Here is a 16,730-nt window from a genome sequence, read left to right as displayed (position 1 = left end):
CACGTGTTGCGCGCCCCTAGGGAAGGAATTGCATATGGGTGCGAAGCTGGGCGGCGGGGGCGGCGGCAAGTTCGACCTCGGCCAAAACAGCGAGATCAACGTCACGCCCTTCGTGGACGTGATGCTGGTGCTCCTCATTATCTTCATGGTGTCGATCCCCGCCGCCACGGTGTCGATCAAGCTCGACCTGCCGCCGGCGATCCCGCCGCCCCCGGGCACGAAGGTCGAAGAGCCGACCCTGATCAACATCCAGGAAGCCGGCCTCTATATCGGCGACCAGCCCACCACCCTCGACACCCTGCCGGCCGACCTGGCCCGCAAGCTGAACAAGCCCAACCCGACGGAAGAGCGCGTCTATATCCGCGCCGACCGCACGGTGCGCTACGGCGAGTTCATGTCGGTGATGAACACCCTGCAGGGCAACGGCTACTTCCAGGTCGCCCTGATCAACGAAGAGCTCTAGGCCCTTCGAACCCGATACGGAAAAGCCCGCCCAGGGAAACCCGGGCGGGCTTTTTCGTGGGCGAAAGCCCATCCCTCCCCTTCATGGGGAGGTGGAAGGTCTCAGGCCGCGCAGGCCTCGAAGCCGGCCTTGAGCGCCGCCTCGTCGAGGTTGCGGCCAATGAAGACCATGCGGCTGAAGCGGTCCTCCTCGGGTTTCCAGTCGCGCTGGAAGTCGCCCTCCAGGATCATGTGCACCGCCTGGAACACCAGCCGACGCTCATCGCCGGCCACGTCCAATATGCCCTTGGCCCGCAGGATGTCGGGGCCCTGGTCGGCCAGCAGCTGGTTGAGCCAGTTGGTGACCCGCACCCCATGGATCGGCTTGCGCAGGGTCAGCGAGATTCCACGGATACCGGCCGCGGCCGCATGGTCCTCGTGCGGATGATCGTGGCCGTGATCGTGGTGAGAATGGTCGTGATCGTGATGATGGTCGTGATCATGGTCGCAGTCCTCGTCGTGCACATGGCCGTCTTCGCCGTGCGCGGGGTTCAGGAACTCAGGCGAAATGTCGGTGATGCGGGCCAGGTCGAAGCCGCCGCGGCCGAGGATGGCCTCCAGCGGCACATTGGAGCGCTGGGCCCGGTGGATGGGGGCGAGCGGATTGATCCGCCGGATGGCGGCCTCAACGGCCCTCAGCTCCTCGGGGGTCACCAGGTCGGTCTTGTTGAGCACGATCTGGTCGGCGAAGGCGATCTGCTCGACCGCTTCCTTGGAATCGGCCAACCGCAGGGGCAGGTGCTTGGCGTCCACCACGGTGGTGACGCTGTCGAGTTGCGTCTTGGCCTTGACGTCGTCGTCGACGAAGAAGGTCTGGGCCACCGGGCCCGGATCGGCCAGGCCCGTGGTCTCCACGATGATGGCGTCGAAGCCGCCCTTGCGCTTCATCAGGCCCGAGAGCACCCGGATCAGGTCGCCGCGCACCGTGCAGCAGACGCAGCCGTTGTTCATCTCGAACACTTCCTCGTCGGCGCCGACGATCAGTTCGTTGTCGATGCCCACCTCGCCGAACTCGTTGACGATCACGGCGTAGCGCTTGCCGTGGTCCTCGGTGAGGATGCGGTTGAGCAGGGTGGTCTTGCCGGCGCCGAGATAGCCGGTGAGGACGGTGACGGGGGTCTTGGCGTTCATGGCGCTCATCTAGTCATTGTCGGGGCCCGATGGAACAGGCTGCGGCGTTCGATCGCTTGACCTGGGTCAGGTGTTATAGAATAACACTTCTCCAACCGCCACCCGCCCTCTCTTTATATAGGTGACCGTGACCGCCGCCGAACCCCGCGCTCAGGAGCCGATGGACGCCTTCCGGGGCGACCGGATCTATCTGGGCGCCGACCACGCCCGCAACGAGCGGCGCACCTGGATCGTGGCGGCCATCTGCCTGGCGACCCTGGCGGCCCAGATCACCGGCGGCCTGCTCTTCCACTCCATGGCGCTGGTCGCCAACGGGCTGCACATGGCCGCCCACGTGGCCGCCCTGCTGGTGGCGGCCATCGCCTACGCCGTCGCCCGCACCTATTCCGCCGATCCCCGCTTCGCCTTCGGCACGGGGAAGCTGGGCTACCTGGCCGGCTTCGCCAACGCCGCGGTGCTCGGCGTCACCGCCCTGCTGATCGCCCTCGAGAGCGTGGGCCGGCTGCTGGCCCCGGAGGAGGTCGCCTATGACGGCGCCCTGGTCCTGGCCGGGGCGGCCCTGGCCATCAACCTGGTCTGCGTCTGGCTGCTGAAGCCCCCCCTCGCCCACGCCCACGACCGCGACGGCGACCTCAACCTCTCGGCCGCCCACCTGCACCTGGCCGGGGACGCGGTGATCTCCGCCCTGGCCATCGTCGGCCTCGCCGCCGGCCGCTATCTCGGCTGGAGCTGGACCGATCCCGTGGCCGCCCTGGTGGGGGCGGGCCTGCTGGCCCACTTCGCCTGGCGCCTGCTCAGCCGCACCGGCGCCGTCCTGCTGGACATCAATCCCAGCCCCGAACTGACCGCCGAGATCCGCGGCCGGCTGGAGGGCGAGGGCGAGCGCGTGCTGGACCTGCACCTCTGGCGCCTGGGGCCCGGCCACCACGCGGCCATCGTCGTCATCGCCGCGGCCACCCCGCAGGCGCCCCAGGCCTATCGCGCCCGCCTGGCGGGCCTGGCGGGGCTCAGTCACGTAACTGTGGAGGTCCGCGACCACACGGCCGCTTGACCGAAGCGGGCGGATCGGCGTTTTCAAGGTCTGATGAATCAAGGGCTTGAGCAGTTGCGGGCTTGGACGCGACGCTCCGTGGAGGGGGCGGCGGACCTCGGCGTCGACCTGCTGGTCGCCACCCTGCGCGGCTGGACGGTCCTGGAGGACGCCACCGCCGACCTGCCCCGGCTCAGCCGCAGCTTCGTCGCCGACGCCACGACCTTCTGCGCCGCCCGCTGGCGTCCGGCCTCGGCCCTGGCGGTGATCGCCGGGCTCAGCATCCTCGGCGGCGTCTATGTCGCCACCGGAACCCCGCCCAAGGCCGCCAAGCCCACCATCCTGGCCGCCGGAGCCCCCGCCCCCCGGCCCCATCTCAAGCCGCGCCCGGCCCCCGGCCCGCCGCCTCCCGCCCTGCAGAAGCGCCTGGACGACCTGGCCGCCGGCTATCGGGAGAAGGTGGGCATCGCCGTGGCCGACTGCAGCGAGGGCTGGATGGCCCAGGTGGCCGGCGACGACGCCTTCCCCCAGCAGAGCGTCTCCAAGCTGTGGGTGGCCATGACCGCCATGGACGCCCAGGACCAGGGCAAGCTGAGCCTGGACCAGGCGGTGATCCTCGGCCCCCAGGACCGCAGCGTCTTCTTCCAGCCCATCTCCCACAAGATCGGCGCCACCGGCTACGCCACCACCCTGCGCGACCTGGTGCGCCGGGCCCTGATCGAGAGCGACAACGCCGCCAACGACAAGCTGCTGCAGCAGGTGGGCGGGGTGGACGCCGTGGCCGACATGCTGGCCCGCAAGAACCTCACCGGCATCCGCATGGGCGCCGACGAGAAGAACCTGCAGGCCAAGATCGCTGGCCTGACCTGGAGCCCGGAGCTGGGGATCGGCGGCAATTTCAAGGAGGCCCGCTCGCGCCTGCCAGACGCCGTGCGCGACGCGGCCATGGACGCCTATCTGGACAACCCCCTGGACGGCGCCACCCCGGCGGGCCTGGCCCAGGCCCTGATGGTTCTCAAGCGCGGCGAGCTGCTGTCGCCGGAGGCCACCGAGACCTTCCTCTCCACCATGTCGGAGGCCCGCACCGGCCCGCGGCGGCTGAAGGGCGGCCTGCCGGCCGGCTGGACCATCGCCCACAAGACCGGCACCGGCCAGGACTGGCGGGGCGGCTCCATCGGCATCAACGACGTCGCCGTCCTCACCGCCCCCGACGGCCGCGCCTATGCGGTGGTGGTCCTGATGAAGCGCACCACCAAGCCGGTGGGCGCCCGCCTGGCCTTCATGCAGCAGGTCTCCAAGGCCGTGGTGAGCAACTGGGAGAGCGAGCGGGCCAACGACCGCCGCACGCTCGCCAGCCTCCGTCCGGGCGAGTCGTCCGGAGGCCACTGAATCCGCAGCGCCTTCCGTTGACTTGGCGGGGGTCGTCTGTATAAGTCCGCGCCTTCGCACGCGGGGCTCCCCACGGGCGTGATCCTTTTTTGCTAAAGTCTCAAGGCGCGAACGATGTACGCGGTGATCAAAACCGGCGGTAAGCAGTACCGGGTTCAGGCGGGCGACCTTCTCGTCGTCGAAAAGCTTGAAGGTGAGCCGGGCGCCAACGTGGCCTTCGGCGACGTCCTGATGCTGGGCGATGGCGAGACCATCACCCTGGGCGCTCCGATCGTGGAAGGCGCCAGCGTGAGCGCCACCCTGATCGAGACCCGCAAGGGCCTGAAGGTGAAGATCTTCAAGAAGCGCCGTCGTCAGGGCTATCGCCGCACCCGCGGCCATCGCCAGCACGAGAGCGTCCTGCGCGTCACCTCGGTGGCCGGCGCCGGCAAGACCGAGAACTGGGACGGCGTGGTGGACATGACCACCAAGGCGGTCCTCAACGCTCGCGCCCGGAACCTGAAGCTGGAAGAGGCCGCGACCGCCAAGGCCGCCCTCGCCGGCGAGAAGGCCGCCGCCCCCGCCGCCAAGAAGGCCGCCGCGCCGAAGGCTGCTGCTGCCCCGAAGGCCGCCGCGCCCAAGGCTGAAGCCGCCGCCAAGAAGCCCGCCGCGCCGAAGAAGGCCGCCGCCAAGAAGCCCGACGCCGAATAAGCGTCGGATCAAGACAAGTTTAGGAGACCACAATGGCTCACAAGAAATCTGGCGGTTCGTCCCGCAACGGCCGCGACTCGGCCGGCCGTCGTCTCGGCGTGAAGAAGTTCGGTGGCGAGTCCGTCGTCGGCGGCAACATCATCATCCGCCAGCGCGGCACCAAGTTCTTCGCCGGCGTGAACGTCGGCATGGGCCGTGACCATACCCTCTTCGCCACCGCCGACGGCGCGGTGCAGTTCGTCACCAAGCGCGACGACCGCACCTACGTGAACGTGGTGGCCGCCGAGGCCAACGCCAGCTAGGCGGATCCCCCCTTCTCCGGGTCCGCCAGACGATCAGTCAGGCGGACCGGACAGAATCCCGAAAAGCGGGAGTCCGGAACGCCGGGCTCCCGCTTTTTTCTGTTCAGGGCCCCATCAGAGGGCCCGGGAGGTTCAAGATGTGCTCCATCCAGATCGAACCCGTCATCGAGACCCAGCGCCTGCGGCTGCGCAGGCCCCGCCTCGCCGACGCGCCCCGCGTGGCCAAGCTGCTCAACGACCGGGAGCTGGCCTGCATGACCCCTTCCATCCCCCATCCCTACGGGCTGGAGGACGCCGAAGCCTGCCTCTCCCGGGCGGACGACGCCGATCCTCGGGCCGAGGCCATGTTCGTCATCGATCACCCGGAGCAGGGGCCGATCGGGCAACTGGGCTTCGCCAGCGAGAACGGCCGCACCGAGATGGGCTGCTGGATCGGCCGGCCCTTCTGGGGCTGCGGCTTCGCCACCGAGGCCGCCAAGGGGGCCCTGGTCTGGGCCCACAAGGACTGGAAGCGGCGCTACGTCCTGGCGCGCCACTTCTCCGACAACCCGGCCTCGGCCTCGGTGCTCTGCAAGAGCGGCTTCCTCTATACCGGGGAGGTCAGGCTCTCCCCGTCGGCCGCCCGCGGCGAGGCCGTCCCCGCGCGGATGATGGTCTGGCTGGCGTGAGTTTGCGGCGCTCGCGTGCTATGGCGGGCGCCGCACTTCACTTGGATAAGAAGATTGACCGCCGCCGCCACCCTTAGAGCGCCCCTGGACGCCCTGCTCGCAGGGCGGCCCTTGGCGTGGCGCGTGGGCGCCGTCCTGGCGGGAAGCTGGCTGCTGGCCGCGTCCTCCTGGGCCGAGGTCCCGATGGTCCCCGTGCCCATGACCCTGCAGACCTACGCCCTGCTGGTGATCGCCGGATTGTCGGGCCCGAGGCTGGCCCTTGAGATCGTCTTCGTCTGGCTGGCCCAGGCGGCCATGGGCCTGCCCCTGCTGGCGGACGGGGCGAGCGGCCTGGCGCCCTTCGTCGGCCCCACGGCCGGCTACCTCGCGGGCTTCCTGGTCGCCGCCGGCCTCGTGGGCTGGCTCGCCGCGCGGCCGGGCGGGCGCGGCTGGCGGAGCCTGACCCTCAGCTTCCTGGCCGCCCACGCCCTCATCCTACTGTTGGGCCTCGCCTGGCTGGCCGTCGGCCTGGGGGCCACGGCCGCCTTCGCCGGCGGCGTCGCGCCCTTTCTTGCGGGCGCGCTTTTGAAAACCATATTGGCGGTCGCGACCGTGAAACTCGCGGGCGATCGGATCCTGACGACATGAAGTTCCTCGACCAGTGCAAGGTCTATGTCCGCTCCGGCAACGGAGGCGGCGGCGCCGTGTCCTTCCGGCGGGAGAAGTACATCGAGTACGGCGGCCCCGACGGCGGCGACGGCGGCCGCGGCGGCGACGTCTGGATCGAGGCCCAGGACGGCCTCAACACCCTGATCGACTTCCGCTACAGCCAGCACTTCAAGGCCGAGACCGGCACCCACGGCATGGGCCGCAACCGCCACGGGGCGGCCGGCGCCGACATCGTCATGAAGGTCCCCGTCGGCACCCAGGTGCTGGCCGAGGACAAGGAGACCCTGATCGTCGACCTGGACACGCCCGGCCAGCGCTTCCTGCTGGCCAAGGGCGGCAATGGCGGCTGGGGCAACGATCGCTTCAAGAGCTCCATCAACCAGGCGCCCTATCACGCCAATCCCGGCCAGGAGGGCGAGGAGCTCTGGATCTGGCTGCGGCTGAAGCTGATCGCCGACGTCGGCCTGGTGGGCCTGCCCAACGCCGGCAAGTCCACCTTCCTGGCCGCCGCCAGCGCCGCCAAGCCGAAGATCGCCGACTATCCCTTCACCACCATCCATCCCAATCTCGGCATCGTCGACCTGTCTCCCAACGAGCGCTTCGTCCTGGCCGACATCCCCGGCCTGATCGAGGGCGCCTCGGAAGGCGCGGGCCTCGGGGTCCGCTTCCTGGGCCACGTGGAGCGCACCGCCGTCCTGATCCACCTGGTGGACGCCACCCAGACCGACGTCGTCGAGGCCTGGACCACCGTGCGCCACGAGCTGGAGGCCTATGGCGAGGAGCTCGGCGACAAGACCGAGATCCTGGCGCTGAACAAGATCGACGCCCTGGACGAGAGCACCGTGGAGATGCAGCGCGAGGCCCTCTCCGAGGCCGCCGGCGTGCCGGTCCGCCTGGTCTCGGCGGTCTCCGGCAAGGGGGTCGTGGAAATCCTGCGCGAGGCCTACGCCCTGGTGCGCGACCGCAAGGCCGCCGCCGCCGTCGGCAAGGGCGGCGAGGACGAAGTGGGCTGGAAGCCGTGAGCGGGATCGAGCGGGCCCGCCGGGTCGTCGTCAAGGTCGGCTCGGCTCTGCTGGTGGGCGAGGGCGGAACCGCCGACAGCCTGTGGCTGGCCGCCTTCGCCGCCGACGTCGCCCGCATGCGGGCCCGGGGCCAGCAGGTGCTGGTGGTCTCCTCCGGCGCCGTGGCGCTGGGCCGCCGCCGGCTGATGCTGGCCAAGCGGTCCCTGACCCTGCCGGAGAAGCAGGCCGCCGCCGCCGCCGGCCAGTCGGCCCTGATGCGGGCCTGGGAAGAGGCCCTCGAACCCCACGACATCGCCGCCGCCCAGGTGCTGCTGACCCGCGACGACACCGAGGTCCGCCACCGCTGGCTCAATGCGCGCGCCACCGTCGAGACCCTGCTGGACCTGGGCGTCGTCCCGGTCGTCAACGAGAACGACACCGTGGTCACCGAGGAGATCCGCTACGGCGACAACGACCGCCTGGCCGCCCGCGTGGCCCAGATGATCGGCGCCGACGTGCTCGTCCTGCTGTCGGACATCGACGGCCTCTACACCGCCGACCCCCGCCGCGACCCGAACGCCAAACACCTGGCCCGCATCACCCACCTGACCCCCGAGATCGAGGCCATGGCCGGGGGCGCCAACGCCAGCGCCGGGGTCGGCACCGGCGGCATGGCCACCAAGATCGCCGCGGCCCGCATGGCCCAGCAGGCCGGCTGCGCCACGGTCATCACCCTGGGCCGCCGCCCCTCGCCGCTCGCCGCCCTCGAGGCCGGCGAACCCGCCACCGTCATCGAGCCGGCGCTGAGCGCCAAGGCCGCCTACAAGGCCTGGATCTCCGGGACCCTGGCCCCGGCCGGGACCCTGGTGGTGGATTCCGGCGCCGCCCGGGCGCTCTCCACCGGCAAGAGTCTGCTGGCCGCGGGCCTGCGCGACGTCGAGGGCCGGTTCGAGAAGGGCGAGGCGGTCATCGTCCGCGACCAGGCCGGCCGCGAGATCGGCCGCGGCCTGACCCGCTACGACAGCGCCGATGCGCTCGCCATCCTGGGCCTGAAGTCCGACGCCATCGAGGCGGCCCTGGGCTACACCTCCGGCCCGGTGATCCACGCCGACGACCTGGCCCTGGGCCACGCCCCGGCCGAGGCGACCGCCGACTAGGCTCAGGTTCAATTGCCGCCTTGGTCAAAGGTGCTTACTAAGGCTCATCCTGAGCATATGGGAGGCGACGTGGACGACGGGGCGGCGAGCGGCAAGGCGGAGGCGGCGACCGGCCGGCTGACCGCGCTCGCGCCGGGCATGGCCATCCCCTATGGCGGCGACCGCGTCGCCTATGTCTCCGAGAGCCTCGCCCAGGCCTTCCGCCCCGGCGACCGCCTGGTGGTGGTGCAGGATAGCGGCGACCTGTTGCACGTCCCCGCCGCCGTCCAGGCCATCGCCGAGGCCGCGGTGGGCCGCGCCGCCACCGCCTTCCAGCAGATGGGCGCCGTGGGCGACGACGCCATCACGGCCTTCTTCGAGGCCTTCGCCGCCAACCTCGCCGACGACAGGATCTGGGCCGAGATCGCCGCGGCCAACGCCGCCGACGTCGCCCGCGCCCAGGCCCGCGGCCGCTCCACGACCCGCCTGGCGGTGAGCCCCAGCCTGCGGGCCGACATGATCGCGGGCCTCCAGGCCTGGCGCGACGCCCCCGCCGCCCGCGGCCGGGTCCTTGAGACGGTCACCCATGAGGGCTGGAGCGTCGATCAGGTGATGGCGCCCCTGGGGGTGGTCGGCTTCGTCTTCGAGGGCCGCCCCAATGTCTTCGCCGACGCCACCGGCGTCCTGCGGACCGGCAACACCGTGGTCTTCCGCATCGGCTCCGACGCCCTCGGCACCGCCCGCGCCATCGTCGCCCACGCCCTGGACCCGGCCCTGGCCGCCGCGGGCCTGCCCAAGGGCGCCGCGGCCCTGGTGGACAACGCCGAGCATGCCGCCGGCTGGGCCATGTTCTCCGATCCCCGCCTGGCCCTGGCCGTGGCGCGCGGCTCCGGACCCGCCGTGGCCCAGCTGGGCGCCATCGCCCGCCAGGCCGGAACCCCGGTCAGCCTGCACGGCACCGGCGGCGCCTGGATGGTGGCGGGCGTGGACGCCGACCCCGCCCGCTTCGAGGCCTGCGCCTACCATTCACTGGACCGCAAGGTCTGCAACACGCTGAACGTCTGCGCCATCGTCCGCGAGCGGGCCGACGAGCTGGTCCCGGTCTTCCTGCGCGCCCTGGAGGCAGCCGGCCAGCGCCGCCGCGGCGCCAAGCTGCACGTGGCGGAGGGCTCGGAAGCCTACATCCCCGCCGCCTGGCGCGAGGCCCGGGTCACCGTCGCCCGCGCCCAGGGCGACCGCGAGGAGCCCCTGGTGGAGCCGCTCGCCCTGGCCGACCTCGGCCGTGAGTGGGAGTGGGAGGAGACCCCCGAGGTCACCCTCCTGGTGGTGGACAGCGTCGAGGACGCCGTGGCCCTGTTCAACCGCCACAGCCCCCGCTTCGCCGCCAGCCTGATCTCCGAGGACCCCGAGGCCCAGGAGCTCTTCTACGCCGCCGTCGACGCCCCCTTCACCGGGGACGGCTTCACCCGCTGGGTGGATGGCCAATACGCCCTGAACCGTCCCGAGCTCGGCCTCTCCAACTGGGAGCATGGCCGCCTGTTCGCCCGCGGCGGGGTTCTGGCCGGGGACGGGGTCTTCACCATCCGCGCCCGGGTCCGCCAGACCGACCTCAACCTCGACCGCAACCCCGATACGGGCAAGCGGTTTTGATCCGGAACAGAGACCATGTGGTTCGCGGGACCCGCCCGGCGCGTCCCTGAGGCCGGCCGCCCCGCCACCCTGCGCCTGGGCTTCACGCTCACGCGCGGGATGCGGGTGGGACTCTATGGGGGCTCGTTCAATCCGGTCCACCAGGGCCACGCCCACGTGGCGGAGACCGCCCGCAAGCGGCTGAAGCTGGACCGGGTGATCTGGCTGGTGTCCCCGCAGAACCCGCTGAAGTCCTCGCACGAGACCGCCAGCCTCGCGCAGCGCATGGCCGGCGTGCGCAAGGTCGCCCGCGGCCGGGCCATGATCGTCTCCGACGCCGAGACCGCCATCGGCTCGACCTACACCATCGACACCCTGCGGGTGCTCAAGGCCCGCTTCCCCGGCGTGAAGTTCGTATGGATCATGGGGGCCGACAGCCTGGCCAGCTTCCACCGCTGGCGCGGCTGGACCCAGATCATGGGCGGGGCGCCGGTGGCGGTGGTCTCGCGCCCCTGGATCTCGCTGAAGAGCCGTTTCTCGCCGGCCGCCCGCCGGTTCGCCCACGCCCGGCGCCCGGCCTCCCAGGCCTCGACCCTGGCCACGGCCCGCCCCCCCCGCTGGGTGTTCCTGACGGGGCCGCTGAACTTCCAGTCCTCCACCGCCCTGCGCGAGCGGATGGGCGGCTCGAGATCGTGATGACACGCGGGACTGCCCCTGGCCCCGCAATCATGATATGAGGCCTTTTAGCGAGGCAAAAAAGGAGCTACCCCGCTGAGCCCTGACCCTGCGCCCAGAGCGCACGAGACCCCGGTTTCCGCCGAGGTTTCCACCGATCCCCAGAGTCGCATCAGCGCTTTGGAAGACCTTATCCTGGCCCGTCTCGACGACGACAAAGCCCAGGATGTCGTGTTCATCGACCTGAAGGGTAAGAGCGCCGTGGCCGACGGATTGATCGTCGCCTCTGGCCGTTCGCACCGCCATGTCGGCGCCATGGCCGACCACCTGCTGCGCGCCCTCAAGGACGAGGGCTACGGCAAGGTGCGCGTGGAAGGCATGCCCCACTGCGACTGGGTGCTGATCGACACCGGCGACGTGATCATCCACCTGTTCCGTCCCGAGGTCCGCTCCTTCTACAACATCGAGAAGATCTGGTCGGTGGACTCGGCCCACATCGCCTTCACTTGAAGCTGACGATCCTGGCGGTCGGGCGTCTGGCCCGTTCCCCCGAGGTCGAGCTGGTGAAGCTCTATGTGGACCGCGCCACCGCGGCCGGCCGCGCGCTGGGCCTCGGCCCCGTCGAGGTCGTCGAGGTCGAATCCAAGAAACCCGGCAAGGCCGCCGAGGCCGAGGTCCTGCGGCCGCATCTGGCCGACGCCCACGTCATCGCCTGCGACGAGCGGGGAACCGCGCGCGCCTCGCGGGACTTCGCCGCCGAGATCGCCAAGCTGCGCGACCAGGGGGTGCGGCGGCTGGTCTTCCTGATCGGCGGGGCCGATGGCCTGGATCCCGCCCTGGCCGCGTCGGCGAACGGAAAGCTCGCCTTCGGGCCGCAGACCTGGCCCCATGCGCTCGCCCGCGCCATGCTGGCCGAACAGGTCTATCGGGCGGTCACCATCCTGGCCGGCGGCCCCTATCACCGTGACTGAGAACCGTTGCTGACCCTCCGCCCCGCCTTGCTGATCGGCGCCTTCGCCAGCCTCGCGGCCGGGGTCGTGGCCGTGGCGGCGGTGAGCGAGCGGGCCAAGCTCGAGCGCCTCAATGTCCGCGAGACCGTGCTCACCGCCGAGCAGGGGCGCAACCGCAACCGCCTGGCCCGCCTGCTGACCGTCCTGGAGCAGCTGCGACGCGATCCCCCGCCGGCCCTGCTGGTGAGCCCCGACGACGCCGTGGCCGCCGTCCGCGCCGCCATCCTGGTCAAGGCCATCACCCCCGAGCTGCAGCGCCGCGCCACCCTCTACGCCGTGGAGGCCGGGGAGATCGCCCGCCAGCGCCGCCTGGCCGCCGTGGCCAGCGAAGCCCTGTTCACCGCCGACAGCCAGCTGGCCGAGGCGCGCATGATCCAGCCCCCCGGCGCGCGGGCGGCCCTGCCCGAGCCCGACGACGGCGAGGTCACCCCGCCCAAACAGCTGCTGATGCCCGCCCAGGGGCCGGTCAGCCGGCGCTTCGGCCAGGTCCTGCCCGGCGGCGGCCGCGCCAACGGCCTGACCATCCAGGCGTCCTCCGGGGCGAAAGTGGCGGCGCCCGACGCCGGACTTGTCCAATATGTGGGCCCGGTAAAGGGTTGGGGTGTCATCTTGATCTTAAGATTGGCCGGTGGATACCATCTGGTGTTGGCTGGTCTGGACCGGGCGAACGTCAGCGTCGGACAATCCGTCGCGGCGGGCGCGCCTGTCGGATGGATGGCGGATGGGCGACAATCGCCCGCTGAACTCTATCTGGAGGTCCGGGAACGCGGCGCGCCGGTCAATCCGGGGCGCTGGCTAAGGGACACGACCGGCCTGAGACCGGCTGTCGGATAAGAGACGACTTCGAACTGGTGGGTTCGGGTGGGGACGTGAAGCGGTTAAGCGGCTCAATTCCGCCGCAAGGGAGCCCTAGGGCCTATCTATGCGCAAGTATCTGTTGATCGGTGTTTCGGCCTTCGTCCTCGGGGCGGGCTCCATGGCCTATGTGAGCCAGCAGGCCCTGGCCTCGGCTGAGCCGCGAGCCAAGACCTACAAGATGCTCGAACTGTTCGGCGACGTGCTGGACACCGTCGAGCGCCAGTACGTCACCGAGGTCGATGACAAGAAGCTCATCGAGGCGGCCATCGACGGCATGCTCACCTCGCTGGATCCCCACTCCGGCTACCTGAACCCCGAGAGCTTCGACGACATGCGCGATCAGACGCGCGGGGAGTACGGCGGCCTGGGCATCGAGGTCACCAGCGAGGACGGCGTGGTCAAGGTGATTTCGCCCATGGACGGCACGCCCGCCTTCAAGGCCGGCGTCAAGGCCGGCGACTTCATCACCGCCGTCAACGGCGAGAGCGTGCTGGGCCTTTCGGTCAATGACGCGGTCAAGCAGATGCGCGGCAAGCCGGGCGAGGCGGTCACCCTGACCATCGCCCGCGAGAAAACCGACCCCTTCGACGTCAAGCTGATCCGCGAGGTGATCAAGCCCAAGTCCGCCACCGCCAAGCTGGAGGGCGACTACGGCTATCTGCGGGTCTCGGCCTTCAACGAGAAGACCACCGACGAGGCCGAGGCGGCCATCGCCGACCTGCGGGCCAAGAACCCCAAGATGAAGGGTCTGATCCTCGACCTGCGCAACAACCCCGGCGGCCTGCTCGATCAGGCGGTCGGCATCTCCGACCTGTTCCTGGACGGCGGCGAGATCGTCTCCCAGCGCGGCCGCGATCCCCGCGACGTCGAGCGCTACAACGCCCGTCCGGGCGACGCCACGGGCGGCCTGCCGGTGGTGGTGCTGATCAATTCCGGCTCGGCCTCGGCCGCCGAGATCGTCGCCGGCGCCCTGCAGGACCGCAAGCGCGCCGAACTGGTGGGTCTCACCAGCTTCGGCAAGGGCTCGGTCCAGACCGTGATCCCCCTGCGCGGCGGCATGGACGGGGCGCTCAAGCTCACCACGGCCCGCTACTACACCCCGGCCGGCCGCTCCATCCAGAAGACCGGCATCCAGCCGGACCTGGAGGTGGCCGAGACCCGCGACGAGGCCCAGGCCATCGCCAACCGCGCCTTCCAGTTCAGCGAGGCCTCCTTCCGCAACGCGCTGAACGCCGAGGAGGGCAAGACCCGGGTCGGCGCCCACGAGCCGGCCGAGGCGCCGCCGGAGGCCTTCAACACCACCACCGGCGACTTCCAGCTCGCCCGGGCCAAGGACGTCCTGCGCTACGGCTCGGTGGCCGCCACGCCCAAGCTGCCCAAGCCCACCGCCAAGATGGCCGAGGTGGTCTCCAAGCTGCCCAAGCTCGAGCCCAAGCCCGTCGCCAAATAGGCGGCCTGCGACCCCGCGCCATGCTGCGGCGGGGGGGAAAGTAGCCGTTCATTAACCATGATCGCGCAGGCTCCCCCCTGGAGCCTTGTGTGGTCAGACCTATGTTTTCCAAGAAAAAGCTTGTGACTGTCGCCGCCGCGCCCGCCCCCGGGGGCGGCGTGCCGGAGATCTTCGCCAAGGCCCTGGCCAACCCCTATGTCGGCGCCGGCGGCGCGGCCTTCCTGTTCATGACCGCCGTCCTGGTCCTCATCGCCCTGATGGGCGATCCCAAGGCCGGCACCCCGGTGGTCCGCATCAGCCTGGCCAAGGTGGCCGCCATGGCCGCGCCCCCCGGCTGGCGCGAGGCCCTGATCGCCGACCATCCCGGCGGCGCGACCCTCAGCACCGACATCTTCCGGCTCTCGGCGACCCCCATCGGCCCCGACGGCGCCCTTGGCGGCCAGGCGGTGATCACCCTGCCCGGCGGCCAGGCCTTCCACGCCGCCGATCCCCTGCCGGCCGCCCCCATCGCCGGCCTCACCGCCCAGGGTTCCGGCGGCCTGCTGCCGATCATCGCCCCCAACGGCCGCACCCCGGCCGAGGCCTATGCCCGGCCCTTCACCAGCAACGGCCGGCCCAAGGTGGCCCTGGTGATCGGCGGCCTGGGCCTCAACGCCACGGCCACCCGCCAGGCCATCGAGACCCTGCCGCCGGAGATCACGCTTTCCTTCGTGCCCTATTCCGACGGTCTGCAGGGCTGGATCGACCTGGCCCGCGCCAACGGCCACGAGGTGCTGCTGGAGGCGCCCATGGAGCCGGTGGACTATCCCGACAACGATCCGGGCCCCTACACCCTGATGGCCCAGGCCCAGGGCCAGGAGACGGTGAAGAAGCTGGAATGGCTGCTCAGCCGCGCCACCGGCTATTTCGGGGTCACCAACTATCTCGGCTCCCGCTTCGTGGGTTCCGACACCGCCATGGGGGCCTTCACCGGCGCCCTGCGCGGCCGCGGCCTGGCCTTCATCGACGACGGCTCGGCGGCCAAGCGCGGCGGCGGCCTGCCGCGGGCCTCGGCCGACCGCATCGTCGACGACCAGCTCTCCGTGGAGGCCATCGACCAGCAGCTGCTGTCCCTGGAGGCCGGCGCCCTGCAGCACGGCCAGGCCCTGGGATCTGGATTCGCCTACCCTGTGACGTTGAACCAGGTGGCGCAGTGGGCGCAATCGGTGGAGTCTAGGGGTTACCAGTTGGCGCCGGCCTCGGCGCTGACCACCCGCAGGTGACCGCGAGCCGATGAACGATCTGACCGCCTATCGTCCCAATGTCGGGGTGGTGCTGTTCCACCCCGACGGCCGCGTCTGGCTGGGGCGGCGGGTCAATACGCCGGAGCCCTACAACTGGCAGTTCCCGCAAGGGGGCGTCGACGCCGGCGAGGACCTCTACGAGGCCGCCAAGCGCGAGTTGGCCGAGGAGACCGGGGTGGTCACCACCACCCTGCTGGGCCGCACCGACGGCTGGATGGCCTACGACTTCCCCCCCGGCCACAGCGGCAGCAAGATCGCCAAGGGCTGGAAGGGCCAGCGCCAGGTCTGGTTCGCCCTGCGCTTCGACGGCGAGGAGGACGAGATCGACCTGCTGGGCCACGGCCATCCCGAGTTCGACGACTGGCGCTGGGGCAGCCTGGCCGAGGCGCCGGACCTGGTGGTGCCCTTCAAGAAGGCCACCTACGAGGCGGTGGTGGCCGCCTTCCACGATTTCGCGGGATTGTCCGGCCGCGCGGCGTGATGCCACGGGCGCCGGGCCGTCAGATCGCTATAGTCGCCGCCTGTTCGAAGACACAAGGGGGATAGCTTGGCCGCGCCGATCGTCATGGTGCATGGCGCCTTCTGCGGCGGTTGGGCCTTCGAGGCCTTCCGCGCGCCCTTCGAGGCCGCCGGCCACGTCGTCCACACCCCGGACCTGAGGGGGCACGCCGAGGGCGACCGCGCCGAGGCCGTGGCCGGGGTCTCCATGAGCGTCTACGCCAAGGACATCGCCGACCTCTGCGCCCGCCTGCCCGAGCCGCCGATCCTGATCGGCCACTCCCTGGGGGGCCTGGTCTGCCAGCTCGCCGTGCGTCGCGCCCCGGTCAAGGCCCTGATCCTGCTGGCCCCCTCCCCGCCCTGGGGCGTGGCGGGCTCCTCCATGGAGGAGGCGGTCACCGCCTTCGGCCTGATGGTGGGCGCCGCCTGGTCCCACAGCATCAGCCCCGACCGCACCCTGATGCGCACCTACAGCCTCGACCGCATGCCCAAGCCCGAGCGGGAGGCCGCCGTCCAGCGCCTGCGACCCGAGAGCGGCCGGGCCCTGTGGGAGGCGCTCAACTGGTGGCTCGACCCCTTCATGACCACCAGCGTCGGGGTGGGCGCCCTGGAGGTCCCCTGCCTGGTGATGGTGGGCCAGCGCGACGTCGTCCACCCGCCCATGACCGCCCGACAGACCGCCGCCCGCCTGGGGGCGGAGTACCGCGAGATGCCCGGCATGAGCCACTGGCTGCTGGGGGAGACCGGCTGGCAGGACGTGGCCAGCGCCGCCTGGGACTGGCTGGCCCAGGTGAAGGTCCGCGACCCGGCCTAGGCCTAGGTCAAGGTGGC

At 70.9% G+C, this 16,730-nt stretch carries 19 protein-coding genes; 18 read left to right on the top strand and 1 reads right to left on the bottom strand.

Annotation, left to right across the window (positions count from 1 at the left end):
- Nucleotides 1-34 precede the first annotated feature (34 nt).
- Entirely contained in the window at nucleotides 35-463 is a 429-nt protein-coding gene (locus ACO06I_RS17925) for a biopolymer transporter ExbD (protein ID WP_421933983.1), read from the top strand.
- A 101-nt stretch (nucleotides 464-564) separates the two neighbouring features.
- Here the strand turns inward: ACO06I_RS17925 and ACO06I_RS17920 are convergent, their stop codons facing one another.
- Nucleotides 565-1,641: a CobW family GTP-binding protein gene (locus ACO06I_RS17920; RefSeq protein WP_421933982.1), complete on the bottom strand. Its 1,077-nt coding sequence runs from the start codon at nucleotides 1,639-1,641 to the stop codon at nucleotides 565-567.
- 118 nt (nucleotides 1,642-1,759) lie between these two features.
- Between ACO06I_RS17920 and ACO06I_RS17915 the strand changes: the two genes are divergently transcribed.
- The 17 genes from ACO06I_RS17915 (at nucleotide 1,760) to ACO06I_RS17835 (ending at nucleotide 16,713) form a co-directional block, all read left to right on the top strand.
- Nucleotides 1,760-2,683, top strand: coding sequence for a cation diffusion facilitator family transporter (locus ACO06I_RS17915; RefSeq protein WP_421933981.1), 924 nt, complete (start codon nucleotides 1,760-1,762; stop codon nucleotides 2,681-2,683).
- 33 nt (nucleotides 2,684-2,716) lie between these two features.
- Nucleotides 2,717-4,051, top strand: coding sequence for a serine hydrolase (locus ACO06I_RS17910; protein ID WP_421933980.1), 1,335 nt, complete (start codon nucleotides 2,717-2,719; stop codon nucleotides 4,049-4,051).
- 114 nt (nucleotides 4,052-4,165) lie between these two features.
- Nucleotides 4,166-4,741 (top strand): 50S ribosomal protein L21, encoded by a 576-nt coding sequence (gene rplU / locus ACO06I_RS17905; RefSeq protein WP_421933979.1) that lies wholly within the window; start codon nucleotides 4,166-4,168, stop codon nucleotides 4,739-4,741.
- Nucleotides 4,742-4,773: 32 nt separating this feature from the next.
- Nucleotides 4,774-5,043, top strand: a complete 270-nt coding sequence (gene rpmA, locus ACO06I_RS17900) for a 50S ribosomal protein L27 (protein WP_421933978.1) — start codon at nucleotides 4,774-4,776, stop codon at nucleotides 5,041-5,043.
- A 137-nt stretch (nucleotides 5,044-5,180) separates the two neighbouring features.
- Complete coding sequence (locus ACO06I_RS17895) at nucleotides 5,181-5,711, top strand: GNAT family N-acetyltransferase (RefSeq protein ID WP_421933977.1); 531 nt, start codon at nucleotides 5,181-5,183, stop codon at nucleotides 5,709-5,711.
- A gap of 54 nt (nucleotides 5,712-5,765) precedes the next feature.
- Nucleotides 5,766-6,338 (top strand): biotin transporter BioY, encoded by a 573-nt coding sequence (locus tag ACO06I_RS17890; RefSeq protein ID WP_421933976.1) that lies wholly within the window; start codon nucleotides 5,766-5,768, stop codon nucleotides 6,336-6,338.
- Nucleotides 6,335-7,381 carry a GTPase ObgE gene (gene obgE, locus ACO06I_RS17885; RefSeq protein WP_421933975.1) on the top strand — a complete coding sequence of 349 codons (1,047 nt, stop codon included), beginning with the start codon at nucleotides 6,335-6,337 and terminating at the stop codon, nucleotides 7,379-7,381. Before ACO06I_RS17890 ends, obgE begins: the two co-directional genes overlap by 4 nt.
- On the top strand, nucleotides 7,378-8,517 hold the full coding sequence (gene proB / locus ACO06I_RS17880) for a glutamate 5-kinase (protein ID WP_421933974.1): 1,140 nt from the start codon (nucleotides 7,378-7,380) through the stop codon (nucleotides 8,515-8,517). Before obgE ends, proB begins: the two co-directional genes overlap by 4 nt.
- 69 nt (nucleotides 8,518-8,586) lie before the next feature.
- Nucleotides 8,587-10,146, top strand: a complete 1,560-nt coding sequence (locus tag ACO06I_RS17875) for an aldehyde dehydrogenase family protein (RefSeq protein ID WP_421933973.1) — start codon at nucleotides 8,587-8,589, stop codon at nucleotides 10,144-10,146.
- A gap of 15 nt (nucleotides 10,147-10,161) precedes the next feature.
- The gene (locus tag ACO06I_RS17870; RefSeq protein ID WP_421933972.1) at nucleotides 10,162-10,821 is read left to right on the top strand and encodes a nicotinate-nucleotide adenylyltransferase; all 660 of its coding nucleotides are present in this window, start codon (nucleotides 10,162-10,164) and stop codon (nucleotides 10,819-10,821) included.
- A 75-nt stretch (nucleotides 10,822-10,896) separates the two neighbouring features.
- Nucleotides 10,897-11,310, top strand: coding sequence for a ribosome silencing factor (gene rsfS, locus ACO06I_RS17865; RefSeq protein WP_421935103.1), 414 nt, complete (start codon nucleotides 10,897-10,899; stop codon nucleotides 11,308-11,310).
- Nucleotides 11,307-11,771, top strand: a complete 465-nt coding sequence (gene rlmH / locus ACO06I_RS17860; RefSeq protein WP_421933971.1) for a 23S rRNA (pseudouridine(1915)-N(3))-methyltransferase RlmH — start codon at nucleotides 11,307-11,309, stop codon at nucleotides 11,769-11,771. The genes rsfS and rlmH overlap by 4 nt, the downstream gene beginning before the upstream one ends.
- A 6-nt stretch (nucleotides 11,772-11,777) precedes the next feature.
- Nucleotides 11,778-12,644, top strand: a complete 867-nt coding sequence (locus tag ACO06I_RS17855) for a murein hydrolase activator EnvC family protein (RefSeq protein WP_421933970.1) — start codon at nucleotides 11,778-11,780, stop codon at nucleotides 12,642-12,644.
- Between the two features lie 88 nt (nucleotides 12,645-12,732).
- The gene (locus tag ACO06I_RS17850) at nucleotides 12,733-14,118 is read left to right on the top strand and encodes a S41 family peptidase (protein WP_421933969.1); all 1,386 of its coding nucleotides are present in this window, start codon (nucleotides 12,733-12,735) and stop codon (nucleotides 14,116-14,118) included.
- A gap of 101 nt (nucleotides 14,119-14,219) precedes the next feature.
- Complete coding sequence (locus tag ACO06I_RS17845) at nucleotides 14,220-15,380, top strand: divergent polysaccharide deacetylase family protein (RefSeq protein ID WP_421933968.1); 1,161 nt, start codon at nucleotides 14,220-14,222, stop codon at nucleotides 15,378-15,380.
- A 10-nt stretch (nucleotides 15,381-15,390) separates the two neighbouring features.
- Nucleotides 15,391-15,882 (top strand): RNA pyrophosphohydrolase, encoded by a 492-nt coding sequence (locus ACO06I_RS17840; protein ID WP_421933967.1) that lies wholly within the window; start codon nucleotides 15,391-15,393, stop codon nucleotides 15,880-15,882.
- A 66-nt stretch (nucleotides 15,883-15,948) separates the two neighbouring features.
- A complete protein-coding gene (locus tag ACO06I_RS17835) occupies nucleotides 15,949-16,713 on the top strand; it encodes an alpha/beta fold hydrolase (RefSeq protein ID WP_421933966.1) in 765 nt (254 codons plus the stop codon).
- The last annotated feature ends 17 nt before the right edge of the window (nucleotides 16,714-16,730 follow it).

The organism is Phenylobacterium sp., assembly GCF_965229015.1.
GTDB lineage: Bacteria > Pseudomonadota > Alphaproteobacteria > Caulobacterales > Caulobacteraceae > Phenylobacterium.
This window is presented reverse-complemented; position numbering and strand designations above follow the sequence as displayed.

What these genes read in the sequence shown, in the direction of transcription:
- ACO06I_RS17925 (WP_421933983.1), top strand. Translation starts at nt 35, where the DNA reads ATGGGTGCGAAGCTGGGCGGCGGGGGCGGCGGCAAGTTCGACCTCGGC.
- ACO06I_RS17920 (WP_421933982.1), bottom strand. Translation starts at nt 1,641, where the DNA reads ATGAGCGCCATGAACGCCAAGACCCCCGTCACCGTCCTCACCGGCTAT.
- ACO06I_RS17910 (WP_421933980.1), top strand. Translation starts at nt 2,717, where the DNA reads ATGAATCAAGGGCTTGAGCAGTTGCGGGCTTGGACGCGACGCTCCGTG.
- rplU (WP_421933979.1), top strand. Translation starts at nt 4,166, where the DNA reads ATGTACGCGGTGATCAAAACCGGCGGTAAGCAGTACCGGGTTCAGGCG.
- rpmA (WP_421933978.1), top strand. Translation starts at nt 4,774, where the DNA reads ATGGCTCACAAGAAATCTGGCGGTTCGTCCCGCAACGGCCGCGACTCG.
- ACO06I_RS17895 (WP_421933977.1), top strand. Translation starts at nt 5,181, where the DNA reads ATGTGCTCCATCCAGATCGAACCCGTCATCGAGACCCAGCGCCTGCGG.
- obgE (WP_421933975.1), top strand. Translation starts at nt 6,335, where the DNA reads ATGAAGTTCCTCGACCAGTGCAAGGTCTATGTCCGCTCCGGCAACGGA.
- ACO06I_RS17870 (WP_421933972.1), top strand. Translation starts at nt 10,162, where the DNA reads ATGTGGTTCGCGGGACCCGCCCGGCGCGTCCCTGAGGCCGGCCGCCCC.
- ACO06I_RS17850 (WP_421933969.1), top strand. Translation starts at nt 12,733, where the DNA reads ATGCGCAAGTATCTGTTGATCGGTGTTTCGGCCTTCGTCCTCGGGGCG.
- ACO06I_RS17845 (WP_421933968.1), top strand. Translation starts at nt 14,220, where the DNA reads ATGTTTTCCAAGAAAAAGCTTGTGACTGTCGCCGCCGCGCCCGCCCCC.
- ACO06I_RS17840 (WP_421933967.1), top strand. Translation starts at nt 15,391, where the DNA reads ATGAACGATCTGACCGCCTATCGTCCCAATGTCGGGGTGGTGCTGTTC.